This window comes from Tumebacillus sp. BK434, from assembly GCF_004340785.1.
Classification (GTDB): domain Bacteria; phylum Bacillota; class Bacilli; order Tumebacillales; family Tumebacillaceae; genus Tumebacillus_A.
This window is the reverse complement of record NZ_SLXS01000004.1, coordinates 213,652-228,994: the sequence shown is the minus strand read 5'-3', so window position 1 is coordinate 228,994 and position 15,343 is coordinate 213,652. Positions and strand designations below refer to the sequence as shown.

Genomic DNA, 15,343 nt, shown 5'->3' with positions numbered 1-15,343 from the left:
GCGATGCGGGCAGGACGATTCTGTTTTACTTGTCGAGCGCTTCGAGCTGCTCAAGGAACAGCGGGTTGAGCACCTTGATGTACGTGCCTTTCATACCCAGCGAGCGGGATTCGATGACGCCGGCCGATTCCAGCTTGCGGATCGCGTTGACGATGACCGAGCGGGTGATGCCGACGCGGTCTGCGATCTTCGAGGCGACGAGCAGACCTTCGGAGCCTTCCAGCTCTTTAAAGATGTGCTGGATCGCTTCCTGTTCCGAGAAGGACAGGGATTCGAGCGCCATCATCACCATCGCGCGCTGGCGGGCTTTTTCATGAATTTCTTCCTGCTCGGCACGGATGATCTCCATGCCAACCACAGTTGCGCCGTATTCGGAGAGGATGAGATCTTCATCGGTGAACTTGTTGTTCAGGCGCGCCAGCACCAAGGTGCCGAGGCGCGTGCCGCCGCCGACGATCGGAACGATCGTCAGGTTCTTCTTCTTGAACACTTCGTTCTCTTCTGCGGAGAACACGTAGAACGGCTCTTTGTTCTCGATGTTCTTCTGCGTTTCGGTGATCTTGATCAGCGACTCGTTAAAGTTGCCCGGGAAGCGCTGATCGACGGTCATGATCTGATTCCATTCCAAAGTCAGCTCGTACTCGGCGAGGCCAAAGCCCAAAATCTTACCCGTTTTCGAAACCACGTAGACGTTAGAGTCTACCATGTCACTGAGCAGTTTCGCCAGCTCCATGAAGTCGACGCCGTTTGCAGCCGATTTTTGCAGCAGACGGTTAAAGCGTTGTATTTTTTCCAACAAAACCATGGGTTCACCTGCTATCTATTTTTTCTTAGTTATTTCGCTTACACTTTGTGATTTTGATTGATTCTTAACTGCGCAACAACTATACAGTAGTCGAAATGATGCGCATTTTCAAGCATACAACCGGAAAACTACGAAAATATCATAGAACTGTAACAATTCAGCCCTCATTCTTCAACATTGCCCAATTTGAGAAAGATCATACATGTTCTCCCACCGACTGAGGAAAGAGAGTAAAGTAACCGGGAACAATTCTGATAATTCTCGAATCCTGATTAAATATATCAAGGATTGAAACATTTTGCAATGTCGTTTTTCGTAAAAAATCCATGAAAAAAACGATGATGCTCGATCATCGCTTTTTTAAAGGATGAGGAATTTCCTCATGGACTATGTATGGTTCATAGCAACGAATATTATATTGGCAAACATCTGGCATGTCAACACTTATTTTCTTTTTTGTGTTACACTTGGTGGGACTGGGTTCGAGGAGGAGCGTTTATGGTGCGAAAAATGCGGGGTTTGCTGCTGCTCGGGCTGTTCGGATTGGCTCTGCTGATCGGCGAGCTCTTGTGGGTGCATGGCATGCAGCACACGCCGTTGCCGCTGACGGTCACCCCCGAGCAGGCCAAAGCGACGGCCGCTGCGTGGCTGGGCGACGGCGAGTTGACGGTGGAGCAGTTAGAATCTGCAGCTGTGTCTCGTCATCTGCAGGAGCGCAAGATGACCGATGCCTTTCGTCAAGAGGCTGACGATGCGAACAAACCGCTGGTGATGTGGAAGGTGAAATCGGGAGCGGCAGAGGTGCTGGTCAATCGCCAGAACGGCCGTGTGGAAGGGATTCGGGGTATGACTTTGGCACTATTCCCCGGTTCGCAAGACGAGCAGGTTGAACAGGTGCGCCAAGCGCTGATGAAACGGTTTGGCGTGCAAACGCTATCTGTTTCTTCCATTAATAATACGGGTGCGGAGCATCTATTGCTAAGCTTTGAGACTGGTTATCAATACGAAGGCCTCCGCGAAATGTTTCTTGCCGAGCTGGCGGGCGATCGATGGGGTGCGTTTGAGCATCGCTTGGAAGTGGTGGCAGCGTCTGAGGCGAAAGACCTAGAGACCGCCGAAGCTTCCGTGGTAAAAAAGATCGCGCTGTTTGCTTCCGGCTTGCTGTTTCTGCTCGTGATCATCGGGATTGTCGTCAGCGCCTTTTATACCGTTTGGAAACGGGGCTTGGGCGGACGGCGGCTCACGGGCGAGGCGCTGGTGAGCGCGAGCATGCCGGCCCTCTGCTGGCTGATCGAACCGTCGCTGGCCGGTCTGCTCAAAGGCGTTGCCTATGCGGGCATCCTGTTCAGCCTCTTTGTAATCACGGCACCGTCCGGCCCGACGCTGCTCCAGCGGGTCAAAGATCCGGATTGGCTCCACAGGCAGGTCACGGCAGGGTACGGCGTGTTCGGCATATTGGCAGGCGTCAGCACGCTGCTGAGCTGGCTGGCTTCGGCATTTGGGTTTTGGGCGTCCGACCTGCAGCAGCAGGAGACGCTGGCGCTGTCCCCCTGGCCCTTGCTGCTGACCGGGGTCGCTGCCGTCATGGCGGCCTTGAGCGAAGAGCTGATCTTCCGCCGGTTGTTCGGCCGCTGGCTGCAGCCGGCGCTCGTCGCGGCCTTAGCCTCTTCCCTGCTCTGGTCGCTCACCCATCTGTCGTACGATGTCTCCCCATGGTATTACCGCATTCTCGAGCTGGGCTTGGTGATCGGGCCGCTCTTCTTCTGGCTCTACCGGCGCTATGGGCTTGGTGCGGTCATCACCGGACATTTTCTGTACGACAGCTTTCTGGCGAGCGTTACCATGGGCGGGATGTATGGGGATTACCGGGGCTTGTTGTGGCTGTTGTTGCCCCTGCTTGTATTTGCCTACAAGAAAAAGGGACTCCGCGTGTAGACGGAGTCCCTTTTGGTGTTACGGACGAACGGTCAGCTTGCCCGGATGATCGGCCACCACTTCACCGACGATCGAGGCGGCGGCGATGCCGCGGTCGCGGAGCTTGGCGACGAGCGAGTCCGCTTCGTCGGCCGGCACGGCGAGCAGCAGGCCGCCCGAGGTGACGGCGTCACAGAGGATGATCTTGGTGGTCTCATCGACGCCTTCGTAGGTCACATCGTCCTTCACCCAGTCGATGTTGCGCACGGTGCCGCCCGGATACACCTTTTGCTCGACAAGGGAGACGGTGTCCGGCAGCAGCGGCACTTGCGACGCATAGAGCACCACGCCGGCGTTCGCCCCGCGCGCCATCTCCAGCGCATGACCGGCCAGACCGAAGCCGGTCACGTCGGTGCAGCCGTGGACGGTAAACTCTTTCGCCGTCTCCGCCGGCACCTTGTTCAGCGCAGCCATCGTCACTTCGACCAGTTGGATCAGCTCCGGCGATGCTTTCCCCCGCTTGATCGCCGTGGTCACGATGCCCACGCCGATCGGCTTGGTCAGGATCAGCTTGTCGCCGGGGCGCGCCCCGGCGTTCGTCCAGACTTTCTCCGGGTGGACGATCCCGGTCACCGCCATGCCGAATTTCGGGTCGGTGTCGTCGATCGAGTGCCCGCCGGCGATCACCGCGCCCGACTCGCGGACTTTGTCGGCGCCGCCGCGCAGGATCTCAGCGAGGATTTTTTTGTCCAGCTTGGAGATCGGGAAGCCGACGATGTTCAGCACCGTCAGCGGCGTCCCGCCCATCGCATAGACGTCAGACAAGGCGTTGGCAGCGGCGATCGCGCCAAACATGTACGGGTCATCGACGACCGGCGTGAAATAGTCGACCGTCTGCACGAGCGCCGTCTCGTCATTCAGTTTGTACACACCCGCATCGTCAGACGTGTCGATACCGACGATCAGGTTCGCATCAGGAACATTTTTCGGAAGATGGCGCAAAACTTGCGCCAGGTCGGCCGGGCCGATTTTGCAGCCTCAGCCGGCTTTTTCGGTCAGCAGGGTCAAGCGCACCTGTTCGCTGGGCAACACAGCGTCACCCGAGCCTTGCGAAGGCGTCACGGACGCTGTCGACAACTGCTGGGATCTCTCTTGGGAAGATCGTTCTGACATCGAAATGTATCGCCTCCTTTCGCATCGTCGTCATCACCGGCAAGGCGACGTGACGAAGCGCTCGTTCTAACGCATTCAGCGAAAACTGACGGGATCTGACCGTCACATGCCAGCTCGGCAATTCCTCCGTCGGCAGCGATCCGCCCCCGACTTGGGAAAAGCCCGGCTCCACCTGCACGTCTGCCGCTTCGCCAAACACGGCAGCCAGCCCGGCCTGCAGCCGTTCTGCCTCTGCGCCCATCGAATCGGGCGTGCGCAGGAGCATCCAGAGCGTCGGGTTGTCGCGCTTGGCGAGATCTTCATCGAGATACAGGCGCAAGGTCGCTTCCAGCGCGGCCAGAGTCAGCTTGTCCACGCGCAGTGCGCGGGTCAATTGGTTTTTCTTGATCCGTTTTATGTATTCCTGCTTGCCGACAATAAATCCCGCCTGCGTGGCGCCGAGCAGCTTGTCCCCGGAGAACGAGCAGAGATCCACGCCCGCTCTGACCGTCTCGCGCACAGTCGGTTCATCACCGATGCCGTGGGCGCGCAGGTCGAACAGCGAGCCGGAGCCCAAGTCTTCATAGACCGGCACATTGCGCGCGTGAGCCAGGGCGACCAGATCGGACAATTCCGGCTGGTGGGTGAAGCCGACGACGCGGAAGTTGCTGGTGTGCACGCGCAGGATCAGGGCGGTGTCGTCGTCGATCGCGCGTTCGTAGTCGTACTCGTGCGTCTTGTTGGTGGTGCCGACTTCGATGAGCTGGGCGCCGCTCGCCTTCATCACTTCCGACACGCGGAACGAGCCGCCGATCTCGACGAGCTGGCCGCGGGAGATGATCACGCTTTTCCCTTTCGCCATCTCGGTCAGAACGAGCAGGACGGCGGCGGCGTTGTTATTGACGACAAGCGCTGCTTCCGCGCCGGTCAGCTCGCAGATCAGCTCTTCGACGTGCGCATAGCGGGAGCCGCGTTCACCGGTCGCCAAGTTGAGCTCAAGATTGGTATACCCTCTTGCCGTGCGTTCGATCGCATCGATTGCCGCATCGGCCAGCGGGGCGCGCCCCAGATTGGTGTGCAGGACGACGCCGGTCGCGTTGATCACGGCGCGGTAGTTCAGGTGAAACTGCTTTTGCACCCGCTCCGCCACCCGGTCGGCGAGCACGTCGAGGTCGGTCTCCGCCTCCGCATCCCCTTGCAGGATGCTGGCGCGCACCTCGCCGATCACGTCGCCGGCAGCGGTGGAGACGAGCTTGTGCCCGTGCGCGGCCGCCAAATCACGGCACTGCGGATGGTCAAGCAGCCGGTGCACAGCAGGCAGGCTGCGCAGCAGTTCGGTCCCGCGTTTTTCCAAAACGATCACATCCTCTTCATGAGGTACTCCATCTTCCCATTCTAGCTGACTTTCTTGCGTTTTAAAACGCAAAAACTGCCGTCCCGCTTACAGACGGCAGTTCTCGATTGTGCAACGAGCGGTTCGTGGTGCAGATTGTGTTTCACGTGTCAGACTTCAGACGGATCTGTGCTTCTTCAAGCCGGCGCTCTGGTCTGACAGCCGAATCTCTGACGGCCGTGTTACATGTAACTGACAACTGAGTCTCTGAGCGGCACGACTCGATTCACTCGGTCACTGCTCATGTTTCCGAATGTTTTAGTTGTCTTCACCTTGGTCATCATTGTCATGCTTGTCTTTGCCTTTGGCCTTTTCGTTGCCTTTGCCCTTGTTCTCTTTTTCTTTCTTTGCTTTGTCCCAGCCGTAGTGGTTGCCGTTGTCGTGTTTGCCTTGGGCTTTCGGGTTCTTGCCGGGCGCTTTCGTTTCGATCTTGCGGCCGTCGTTCAGCTCGATCTCCAGCCCCTTCAAGGCGCCGGCCAGCGCTGCGTCGAGCTTGACATCCTCGCCTTGGAGCAGCGCGGTCATCGAGTCTTGCAGGCCGAAGCTGGCCAGCAGCTTGCCGAGCACGTCCAGCGCCTGCTCGCCTTTGACTTCGATCTTGCGGTCGGCGATCTCGCCTTTCAACTGGAGTTCGCCTTTGTCCGACTTAAACTCCAGCTTCAACTCGCCAAGCGTGGTCTGTGATTTTAATTCCAGCTTCTTGACATTGTCCAGCGAGAAGGGCTGCTGGGACGTTTCCACAGCCGGTGCTGCTGCAGGCGTCGTCGCAGCGGGTGCTGCCGGCGGCGTGTAGACGGTGAACGGGTTGATTGCGCTCATGTCTACCTCCGGAGTTGTGTCCGTGCCTGTCGCAGGTGCTGGGGCCGGTTTGGCCGACTCCAGGGCGGCGATCTCCTCCGGGGTCAGCTTCTCCGACGAGACGAGCGTCCCGGTGATGCCGTTGTCCTCATTAGACGCCGACGCGTTGGTAAACGCATAGACCGATCCGGCAATCAGGATCGGGGCGGTGATCAGGGTGATTTTTTTCCACTTGGGGTTCATCGAGGTTCCTCCGTTCATGTAGACTGCTTGTTACAGTCTTCGGAGCGGGGAAAATTGGAATGTCGGTCGTGTGATTTTTTGGTACGATAAGAGATAGACAAGAAAGGTGGAGATTCCTCATGGCAACCCTCAACCGTTCCCGCTCGGAACGTTATTATGAAGACGCACAGGAAGTCATCGTCGGCGGCGTCAACTCTCCGTCCCGCTCGTTCAAGGCGGTCGGCGGCGGCGCGCCCGTCTTTATCGAAAAAGGCGACGGGGCGTACCTGTATGACGTGGACGGCAACCGGTACGTCGACTATCTCGCCGCATACGGCCCGCTGATCCACGGTCACGGCAACAAACACGTGGCGGAAGCGATCACCCGCGCGGCGCATGACGGGCTGCTCTACGGGGCGCCGACGAAGCTGGAGATCGATTTTGCGCAGATGCTGCAGGAAGCGATCCCGTCCCTCGAAAAAGTCCGCTTCGTCAACTCCGGAACCGAAGCGGTGATGACCTGCATCCGCGTTGCCCGCGCCTATACCGGGCGCACGAAGATCATGAAGTTCGCCGGCTGCTACCACGGCCACTCCGACCTCGTGCTGGTCGCGGCAGGCTCCGGCCCGTCGACGCTCGGCATTCCCGATTCGGCGGGGATTCCGCAGTCGATCGCCGAAGATGTGATCACCGTGCCGTTCAACGACCTGCAGGCGTATGAAGACGCTTTGAACAAGTGGGGCGATCAGGTCGCAGCCGTGCTGGTCGAGCCGATCGTCGGCAACTTCGGCATCGTCGCGCCGGAGTCCGGATTCCTGCAAGGCGTCAACGAACTGACGCACAAACACGGTGCGCTGGTCATCTACGACGAAGTGATCACCGCGTTCCGCTTCCTCTACGGCGGCGCGCAAAATCTGCTCGGGGTCACGCCCGACATGACCGCGCTTGGCAAGATCATCGGCGGCGGCCTGCCGATCGGCGCTTACGGCGGCCGCATCGACATCATGGAGCAAGTCGCACCGCTCGGCCCGGCGTATCAGGCGGGCACGATGGCGGGCAACCCGGCGTCGATCTCGGCCGGCATCGCCTGCCTGGAAGAGCTGCAGAAGCCGGGCACGTACGAGCGCATGAGCGACCTTGGGCGACTGCTGGCCGAAGGACTGCTTCAGTCGGCGCGCAAATACGGCCACAAGGTCACCTTGAACCGCGTCGGCGGCGCGTTTGCGATGTACTTCACCGACCGCCAAGTGAAAAACTACGAAGACGCCAAGTCGGCCGACGGCGAAAAGTTTGCCCGCTTCTTCCACCTGCTGCTCGAAGAAGGCATCCTGCTCGCGCCGTCCAAATACGAAGCGTGGTTCGTCTCCACGGCGCACACCCCGGAAGACATCGCCTTTACGCTGCTCGCTGCAGACCGCGCGTTTTCCAAGCTGTAACAACAAAAGCACTGCCGCATCCGGCAGTGCTTTTCTTTGCGCAAAAAAGGCACCGCCATCGCGGTGCCTTTCTGCAGGTTCGACTTACAGTACGCCAGCCAGTTCGTCCATCAGGTCTTTCTTGGACTTGTAGCCCACGACAGTCTTCACGACCTCGCCGCCTTTGAAGACGAGCATGGTCGGGATGGACATCACGCCGAATTTTTGCGTGGTCGCTTGGTTTTCGTCGATGTTCAGCTTGCCGATGGTCAGCTTGCCGGCCGTTTCGCCCGCCACATCTTCGAGGACCGGAGCGAGCATGCGGCACGGGCCGCACCAGGTCGCCCAGAAGTCAACCAGGATCGGGGTTTCGGAGTTTTTGACGGCATCGTCAAAGTTCGCGTCGGTAATGGTCAAGATTGCGTCAGTTGCCATGGTTAGTACCTCCGTACGTTAGAAAATTAAACTGCTACAACTTCGCGAATTTCCGGAACGGATGCGCGGATGGTGCGCTCGATACCCATTTTCAGGGTCATCGTGGACATCGGGCAGCCGCCGCAAGCGCCGGTCATGCGGATTTGTGCGATGCCAGTATCGCCGTCTACTTCTACCAGTTCTGCGTCGCCGCCGTCAGCTTGCAGGCCCGGGCGAATTTTGTCAAGTGCTTCTTGAACGCGTGCGCGAAGATCTTCCATTGTGAGTAGCCTCCATTCGTTCTTCCAAATTGAGTTGAGTGCATACGCATCTAGTATAGGCGGAAGATTTTCCGCTCATGCGATGCGCTGCACATTGTTATTATTTTACCCTTAGTATAGGGGAGGTGGGAAGGTATATCTGTGACCTCTGTTACATCTCTCACTCCTACACTATTCAGAGTGCGCGTCCTTGCTCACTTTTTGCCTTCCCACTCCGCGTAAAATTGTTCCAAAAACGCTTCCATCACAGCATGGCGCCCTTCCGCCATCTGCTTGCCGTACGCGGTGTTCATCAAGTCTTTCAGCTTGAGCAGCTTTTCATAGAAATGGTTGATCGCCGTCGACTTGCCTTTGCGATACTCCTCGGCCGTCATGTCGGTGCGCGGCGGAAGGTGCGGGTCGTGCGACAGCTGCCCTTTTGCTCCCGAATAGGCGAACACGCGGGCGATCCCGACCGCGCCGATCGCATCGAGGCGGTCGGCGTCCTGCACGACGGCGCCTTCCAGCGTGCGCATGCCGGTCTTGCCGCCGCCTTTGAACGACATCGTCGAGATGATCTCCATCACGTGCTCGACCGTGGCTTCTGCCACGCCCTGTTCCACCAGCCAGCTGCGCACTTTCGCCAGTCCTTCCGCTTCGCTTGCGACGAGCTTCTCGTCGGCGATGTCATGCAGCAACGCCGCCAGCTCGACGACCAGCAGGTCTGCGCCTTCTTCCACCCCGATTTTCTTCGCCGTCTGCCACACGCGGTAGATGTGCCAGTAATCATGCCCCGAGCTGTCCCCGCCCAGTTCGTCCTTCACAAATTGCTCAGCTGCTGCGATGATGTTAGCCTGATCCATTGCTCTGTCCTCCTGCTTCTCAAAGGGTCAGCCACGAAACGATCCGTCCCTGCCTCTCCCACTATCTTACCATCTTCTTCCGCGCCTTACATGTCTCGCAGCGTCTTTCGTTTGGCAGCGCTGGTCGGGCTCTGCTATTCCTCCGCTCCGGCAGCGGACGATTCAGAAGCGGCGTCGCTTTTTTCATCCTTGTTGTCATTGAGATTGGGCAACTGGATCGACGGCATCGGGATCTGGCTGCTCGATGTCGTCTGTCCGACCGTCTCGCCTTTGGCGTTAAACACCATCTGCGGCACGTCGCCGACGAGGAAGACGTAGGCGATCGGCACTTTCGTCTTCACTTCGGACGGCTTGGTCGTGAACGGCACGATGACCGAGGTGTGCACCGTGATCTCGAGGTACAGCGTGTGGATCACCTGGTTGATGCCCCGCTCCTGCGATTCCCAGCCGATGTCAGACATCACGTTCCCGACCGGCTGGATCTCGACCGGGATGTCCGGGCCGAGCTGGGACAACAGGGATGAACCGGCCGCCTGCCCGAGCGGGATGTACATCTTTTTCTCCTGCAGGCTTTGTAAAACGCCTTCGATGCTTTTCGTCACATCATTTTGTATGCGGGCCGCTTCGACCATGTTAAAATAGCCGGCCGTCACCTTTCCGGCAGAACTCGTTTTCAGATCGATCAGTTTGCTGTAGTCCGCCTCACTCGAGATCCGCTCCGCAATCGAACCGTTGATCGCTTCGGTCGCGATGTGCCGCGTCTTCTCCTCCGCCACTTTGATAAACGTCGGGCGCAGACTGCTCTCCACATAATACACCGACTGGGCGATGGCAAACACGAACAGGACGAGCAAGGCAAAGAAGATCAAGCGCCAATTGACCGGCTTCTTCGCGCCGCGTATCTTCATCGCCATCCAGCTTCCTCCTTTCCCTGTTCTCATCTCTATGCGGACGAACATCAAACAATCCATTGACACATACGTTTCAAAGGTGATAGTATCAGTCCAACAACAGAATGACTTGAACTCTTATCCAGAGAGGCGGAGGGAACTGGCCCTGCGAAGCCTCGGCAACCGTGTACAGGTGCTAATTCCAGCAAAGCAATACGCTTTGGCAGATAAGAGAGGAACCGTATTCACGTGAACGCTCACCCTCTTCTTGGACCGCCCGAGAAGAGGGTTTTTTGTATGCAGACCACAAGGAGGCTGTCAATTCCAATGACCCGTGTGCCGATACAGACCCAACTGACCCGCAAAATTCTCATCCTCGACGGAGCGATGGGGACGATGCTGCAGCAAGAGAATCTCACCCCTGCCGACTTTGGCGGCGAAGAGCTGGACGGATGCAACGAGAACCTCGTGCTGACCCGCCCGGACGTGATTCAGAAGATTCACGAAGCGTACCTCGCAGCCGGCGCCGACATCATCGAGACCAACACCTTTGGCGCGACCGCGCTCGTGCTGGCCGAATATGACCTCGCCCACAAGACGGAAGAGATCAACTTCGCCGCCGTGCGTCTGGCCCGCGCTGCGGCCGATCGCTACTCCACGCCGGACTGGCCGCGCTACGTCGCCGGCGCGATCGGACCGACCACCAAGTCGCTGTCCGTCACCGGCGGGGTGACGTTTGACGAACTGGTCGAAACCTACTATGTCCAGGCCCGCGCCCTCGTACAGGCCGGCGCTGACGTGCTGCTGCTGGAGACGATCCAAGACACCTTGAACGTGAAAGCGGCGAGCATCGGCATCCGCCAAGCCTTCCAAGACCTGCAGCAAGAGATTCCGGTGATGATCTCCGGCACGATCGAGCCGATGGGCACGACCTTAGCCGGGCAGAACATCGAATCGTTTTACGTGTCGCTTGAGCACCTACAGCCGATCTCGATCGGCCTGAACTGCGCGACCGGCCCGGAGTTCATGCGCGACCATCTGCGCTCCTTGTCCGAACTGGCGCAGTGCGGAGTCTCCTGCTACCCGAACGCCGGGCTGCCCGACGAGGACGGCCACTACCACGAAACGCCGCAGGGCTTGGCGAAAAAGCTGCGCGGCTTCGCGGAGCAGGGTTGGCTGAACGTCGCCGGCGGCTGTTGCGGCACCACGCCCGACCACATCCGCGCGATCCATGAAGCGCTGCATGATGTGGCGCCCCGTCTGAAAAAAGAGCACCATGCGCCGGCCGTCTCCGGCATCGAAGCGGTGTTCATCGAGCCGGACAACCGCCCGCTGATCGTCGGCGAGCGCACCAACGTGCTCGGTTCCCGCAAGTTCCGCAACCTGATCGTCGAAGGCAAATACGAAGAAGCGTCGGAGGTCGCCCGCGCCCAAGTCAAAAAAGGCGCCCAGGTGATCGACGTCTGTCTGCAGGACCCGGACCGCGACGAGCATCAGGACATGACCGCCTTCCTCAACTTCGTCACCAAAAAAGTCAAAACACCGCTGATGATCGACTCGACCGACCCGACCGTGTTTGACCTCGCGCTGAAATACTCGCAGGGCAAAGCGATTCTGAACTCGATCAACCTGGAAGACGGCGAACAGAAATTTGCAGAAGTCGTGCCCCTGATCAAAAAATACGGCGCTGCCGTCGTCGTCGGCACCATCGACGAGCAAGGCATGGCGGTGACTCGCGAGCGCAAACTGGAAGTCGCCAAGCGTTCCTACGACCTGCTGGTCGGCAAATACGGCCTCCATCCGCAGGACCTGATCTTCGATCCGCTGGTCTTCCCTTGCGGCACCGGAGATGAGCAGTATATCGGCTCCGCTCCCGAGACGATCGAGGGCATCCGCCTGATCAAAGAAGCGTTGCCGGAGTGCCAGACCATCCTCGGCATCTCCAACGTCTCCTTCGGCCTGCCCGGTGCGGGGCGCGAAGTTTTGAACGCCGTCTTCCTGTACCACTGCACCAAGGCAGGACTGGATTATGCCATCGTCAACTCCGAGAAGCTGGAGCGCTATGCGTCGATCCCGGAGGAAGAGCGTCAGTTGGCAGAAAGCCTGCTCTTCCACATCGACGATGAAAAACTGGCCGCGTTCACCGCCTTTTACCGCGAGAAGAAAGTGACGAACACGGTCGCCGTCTCCAACATGACTTTGGAAGAGCGCCTCGCCAACTATGTGGTGGAAGGCAGCAAAGAAGGTCTGATCCCCGATCTTGATGCGGCGCTGGCCCAGTACCCGCCACTGGAGATCATCAACGGCCCGCTGATGACCGGAATGGAAGAGGTCGGCCGCCTGTTCAACTTAAACGAGCTGATCGTCGCCGAAGTGCTGCAGAGCGCCGAAGTGATGAAAGCGGCCGTCGCCCACCTCGAACCGTTTATGGAAAAACAGGAAGGGTCGCGCAAAGGCAAGATCCTGCTCGCCACCGTCAAAGGCGACGTGCACGACATCGGCAAGAACCTCGTCGAGATCATCCTCTCCAACAATGGATTCGAAGTGGTCAATCTCGGGATCAAAGTTCCGCCGGAGCAGCTGATCAAAGCGGCCCGCGAAGAGCGACCTGACGCGATCGGTCTCTCCGGCCTGCTCGTCAAGTCGGCGCAGCAGATGGTGATCACCGCCCAAGACTTGCGCGCGGCCGGCATCGACGTACCGCTGTTGGTCGGCGGCGCCGCCCTGACCCGCAAATTCACCTCCAACCGCATCGCGCCGGAATACAAAGGGCTGGTCTTGTTTGCCAAAGACGCCATGGACGGCCTCGACATCGCCAACCGCCTGAACAAGCCGGAAGAGCGTGAACGGCTCGCGGAGAAACAGCGGGAAGCTGCGCTTCAGCAAAGCGTAGAAACGGTGCAGGAAGCGGCGGTGACCGTGTCGACCGAACCGGTGCGCTCGTCGATCACCCATGAGCACCCGCAGATCGCCGCACCCGATTTCGAGCGTCACGTGCTGCGCGACTATCCGATCTCGCACCTGCAGCCGTACCTCAACCTGCGGATGCTGCTCGGCAAGCATCTGGGCCTGAAAGGCAACGTCGAGCAGCTGCTCAAAGACGGCGACCCGAAAGCGACCGAACTGCTGAGCGTCGTGGAGGAGCTGTTGGAGCTGGCGAAGAAAGAAGGCATCATCCGCCCGCAAGGCATGTACCGCTTCTTCCCGGCGCAATCGTCGGGCGATGAGATTTTGATCTACGACCCGCAAGATCGGAGCAAGGTGCTGGAAACGTTCAAGTTCCCGCGCCAGCCGCAAGCACCGCACCTCTGCCTGAGCGACTTCCTGCGCCCGGTGGAAAGCGGCGAGATGGATCACGTCGGCTTCCTCGTCGTGACGGCCGGCCAAGGGATCCACGAGCTGTCGAACCGATGGAAGGAAGCGGGCAACTACCTCCGCTCCCACTCCCTGCAGGCGCTGGCCCTGGAACTGGCGGAAGCGTTCGCGGAGCGCGTCCACCACATCATGCGCGACGCCTGGGGCATCCCCGATGCTCCGGACATGACGATGAACGAGCGCTTCGGTGCCCGCTATCAAGGCATCCGCGTCTCCTTCGGCTACCCGGCCTGCCCAAATCTCGACGATCAGGCTCAGCTGTTCCGTCTGCTGAAGCCGCAGGACATCGGCGTCGAACTGACCGAAGGCTTCATGATGGACCCGGAAGCGTCCGTCTCGGCCATGGTGTTCTCCCATCCGCAAGCCCGTTACTTCAACGCATAACTCACAAAAAGAACCTGTTTGGCGGCGCCAAACAGGTTCTTTTTTCATGAGACGGGAATGTAACCTTCTTCAAAATGAATTCGTCTAATCAACAGCAACTCAATCAAAGGAGGAAGTTCGTTGATACAACCACTAAAATCGATCGCCTGGGTCGGGGCTTTTCTTGCCGTGGTCACGGCAGGAATCTTACTCTTCAATCCGTCCGATACCAGCTGTGCATGCCGTCCGGCAGAATCCTTATCGGCAGCAGATGCCGCGCCGTTCATGCCTGTGGTCGATGAGTATTTTGAAGTCCGCAAGCAGGCCCTTCTCTCTGGCGATGTGACCGTGCTGCACAAGCGGTACCCCGAGTTGGCCCAAGGAACAGACCTCAAGGCTGGCATCAATACGGAGGCCTTCATGATCGAGCAATCCCGTTCCCTCAAGATGCTGGATGAAACACTCGACCTCGACTACTACGAACCGATCCGAGCCCACAAGGACGGACAAACGGCAATCGTTGTCATACACGGCCAGGCCAGTTACCTGTACCCTGACGAGACACACAGCGTCGGCGAATTCCACCTCACCCTGACTCTCCGCCAACAAAACGGCGCCTGGACGGTCACCCAAACCGACGAAAAAACACTGGAAGAGTTCCACGCCGATCACGCCTAAAGCCCCGTTTCGCAAAACACCTGGAAAACAATCAATAAAAGGCGATCCGCAGTCAAACGGATCGCCTTTGCTTTCACTCATAATTAGAAATTGCGGTTCAGCGCCATCGGGGAGTTGTACCCTTGGCCTTGCAGGTGCGGCTGCATTCTGGCACCTTGGCCGCCGTAGCCCGGAGCGGAAAACGCTTGGACCATCGTTTGCATGGTGTGGTCTGCCAGCTGTGGCACTTGGTACATGCCTTGGTAGTTGGCGAATTGGAACAGTTCGTACGCCATCTCCTGACAGGTGTTGGCAGAGGTCGCATGGAACTGGCGCAGCACCGGGTTCGCACATTCCAGCGCAGAGTTCATGCAGCAGATCGCCCCGAACTTGTGCAGGTTGAGCGCGATCGTCGCGATCGACCGATCGGACAGGCGGTTGACCTGCGGGTTCGGCATCGGCATCTGCGGATTGTTCAGGCCGATGTTGATACTCTCGTACACGTTCGTCTGCGGCGTGTGCGGCACTTGCGGCGCGAAGCCCTGGTTGCTCAATACGGCCAGGCATTGCTGGTAGCCTTGCACCATGCGACGCTGCTGGTTGGTCAGAATGTCACGCAGGTGCGCATCTTGGCACTGGCTGATCAGCACACCGTACAGCTCGATGTCTGCGCCTTTCGAGCGGAGCGATTCTTGCGTCGCCAAAAACTCATGCGCCCCAAAGCGCATCCCTTGCTGTTGTCCCTGCTGCTGTTGAGAACGGTTCATTCTGTAAAGCACCTCCAGACGGGTTTCAAACCTTTACTAGAATGCCGTTCCCAAA

13 protein-coding genes and 1 riboswitch are annotated in these 15,343 nt (G+C 58.7%); of the genes, 4 read left to right on the top strand and 9 right to left on the bottom strand.

Annotation, left to right across the window (positions count from 1 at the left end; translation table 11 throughout):
- Positions 1-25: 25 nt before the first annotated feature.
- Positions 26-805: a GTP-sensing pleiotropic transcriptional regulator CodY gene (gene codY, locus EV586_RS12440; protein ID WP_132945440.1), complete on the bottom strand. Its 780-nt coding sequence runs from the start codon at positions 803-805 to the stop codon at positions 26-28.
- 498 nt (positions 806-1,303) lie between these two features.
- On the opposite strand from codY, the gene EV586_RS12435 reads away from it, so the two are divergent.
- Positions 1,304-2,740 carry a CPBP family intramembrane glutamic endopeptidase gene (locus EV586_RS12435; RefSeq protein WP_165898568.1) on the top strand — a complete coding sequence of 479 codons (1,437 nt, stop codon included), beginning with the start codon at positions 1,304-1,306 and terminating at the stop codon, positions 2,738-2,740.
- 18 nt (positions 2,741-2,758) lie between these two features.
- Here the strand turns inward: EV586_RS12435 and selD are convergent, their stop codons facing one another.
- The 3 genes from selD to EV586_RS12420 all read right to left on the bottom strand — a co-directional run bounded on the left by selD (position 2,759) and on the right by EV586_RS12420 (position 6,305).
- Positions 2,759-3,808: a selenide, water dikinase SelD gene (gene selD, locus EV586_RS12430; RefSeq protein WP_481937763.1), complete on the bottom strand. Its 1,050-nt coding sequence runs from the start codon at positions 3,806-3,808 to the stop codon at positions 2,759-2,761.
- A gap of 7 nt (positions 3,809-3,815) precedes the next feature.
- A complete protein-coding gene (gene selA, locus EV586_RS12425) occupies positions 3,816-5,225 on the bottom strand; it encodes an L-seryl-tRNA(Sec) selenium transferase (protein WP_132945438.1) in 1,410 nt (469 codons plus the stop codon).
- A 297-nt stretch (positions 5,226-5,522) separates the two neighbouring features.
- On the bottom strand, positions 5,523-6,305 hold the full coding sequence (locus EV586_RS12420) for a hypothetical protein (protein WP_132945437.1): 783 nt from the start codon (positions 6,303-6,305) through the stop codon (positions 5,523-5,525).
- A gap of 119 nt (positions 6,306-6,424) precedes the next feature.
- Here EV586_RS12420 and EV586_RS12415 point away from each other — a divergent pair, with 119 nt between their 5' ends.
- Entirely contained in the window at positions 6,425-7,720 is a 1,296-nt protein-coding gene (locus EV586_RS12415; RefSeq protein WP_132945436.1) for a glutamate-1-semialdehyde 2,1-aminomutase, read from the top strand.
- Positions 7,721-7,804: 84 nt separating this feature from the next.
- Here EV586_RS12415 and trxA read toward each other — a convergent pair whose 3' ends face one another.
- The 4 genes from trxA to yunB all read right to left on the bottom strand — a co-directional run bounded on the left by trxA (position 7,805) and on the right by yunB (position 10,150).
- Positions 7,805-8,134: a thioredoxin gene (gene trxA / locus EV586_RS12410; RefSeq protein ID WP_132945435.1), complete on the bottom strand. Its 330-nt coding sequence runs from the start codon at positions 8,132-8,134 to the stop codon at positions 7,805-7,807.
- Positions 8,135-8,160: 26 nt separating this feature from the next.
- Entirely contained in the window at positions 8,161-8,394 is a 234-nt protein-coding gene (locus EV586_RS12405; protein WP_132945434.1) for a NifU family protein, read from the bottom strand.
- A gap of 194 nt (positions 8,395-8,588) precedes the next feature.
- Complete coding sequence (locus EV586_RS12400) at positions 8,589-9,236, bottom strand: HD domain-containing protein (RefSeq protein WP_132945433.1); 648 nt, start codon at positions 9,234-9,236, stop codon at positions 8,589-8,591.
- Positions 9,237-9,370: 134 nt separating this feature from the next.
- Positions 9,371-10,150, bottom strand: a complete 780-nt coding sequence (gene yunB / locus EV586_RS12395) for a sporulation protein YunB (protein WP_165898567.1) — start codon at positions 10,148-10,150, stop codon at positions 9,371-9,373.
- 111 nt (positions 10,151-10,261) lie between these two features.
- A riboswitch (SAM riboswitch) is annotated at positions 10,262-10,360 on the top strand.
- A 93-nt stretch (positions 10,361-10,453) separates the two neighbouring features.
- Here yunB and metH point away from each other — a divergent pair.
- The gene (gene metH, locus EV586_RS12390; protein ID WP_132945431.1) at positions 10,454-13,885 is read left to right on the top strand and encodes a methionine synthase; all 3,432 of its coding nucleotides are present in this window, start codon (positions 10,454-10,456) and stop codon (positions 13,883-13,885) included.
- 120 nt (positions 13,886-14,005) lie between these two features.
- Positions 14,006-14,542 carry a hypothetical protein gene (locus EV586_RS12385; RefSeq protein ID WP_132945430.1) on the top strand — a complete coding sequence of 179 codons (537 nt, stop codon included), beginning with the start codon at positions 14,006-14,008 and terminating at the stop codon, positions 14,540-14,542.
- An 83-nt stretch (positions 14,543-14,625) separates the two neighbouring features.
- On the opposite strand, the gene EV586_RS12380 is transcribed toward EV586_RS12385, so the two are convergent.
- Complete coding sequence (locus tag EV586_RS12380; RefSeq protein WP_243653031.1) at positions 14,626-15,288, bottom strand: spore coat protein; 663 nt, start codon at positions 15,286-15,288, stop codon at positions 14,626-14,628.
- Positions 15,289-15,343: the final 55 nt, after the last annotated feature.

What these genes read in the sequence shown, in the direction of transcription:
- codY (WP_132945440.1), bottom strand. Translation starts at nt 805, where the DNA reads ATGGTTTTGTTGGAAAAAATACAACGCTTTAACCGTCTGCTGCAAAAA.
- EV586_RS12435 (WP_165898568.1), top strand. Translation starts at nt 1,304, where the DNA reads ATGGTGCGAAAAATGCGGGGTTTGCTGCTGCTCGGGCTGTTCGGATTG.
- EV586_RS12420 (WP_132945437.1), bottom strand. Translation starts at nt 6,305, where the DNA reads ATGAACCCCAAGTGGAAAAAAATCACCCTGATCACCGCCCCGATCCTG.
- EV586_RS12415 (WP_132945436.1), top strand. Translation starts at nt 6,425, where the DNA reads ATGGCAACCCTCAACCGTTCCCGCTCGGAACGTTATTATGAAGACGCA.
- trxA (WP_132945435.1), bottom strand. Translation starts at nt 8,134, where the DNA reads ATGGCAACTGACGCAATCTTGACCATTACCGACGCGAACTTTGACGAT.
- EV586_RS12405 (WP_132945434.1), bottom strand. Translation starts at nt 8,394, where the DNA reads ATGGAAGATCTTCGCGCACGCGTTCAAGAAGCACTTGACAAAATTCGC.
- EV586_RS12400 (WP_132945433.1), bottom strand. Translation starts at nt 9,236, where the DNA reads ATGGATCAGGCTAACATCATCGCAGCAGCTGAGCAATTTGTGAAGGAC.
- yunB (WP_165898567.1), bottom strand. Translation starts at nt 10,150, where the DNA reads ATGGCGATGAAGATACGCGGCGCGAAGAAGCCGGTCAATTGGCGCTTG.
- metH (WP_132945431.1), top strand. Translation starts at nt 10,454, where the DNA reads ATGACCCGTGTGCCGATACAGACCCAACTGACCCGCAAAATTCTCATC.
- EV586_RS12380 (WP_243653031.1), bottom strand. Translation starts at nt 15,288, where the DNA reads ATGAACCGTTCTCAACAGCAGCAGGGACAACAGCAAGGGATGCGCTTT.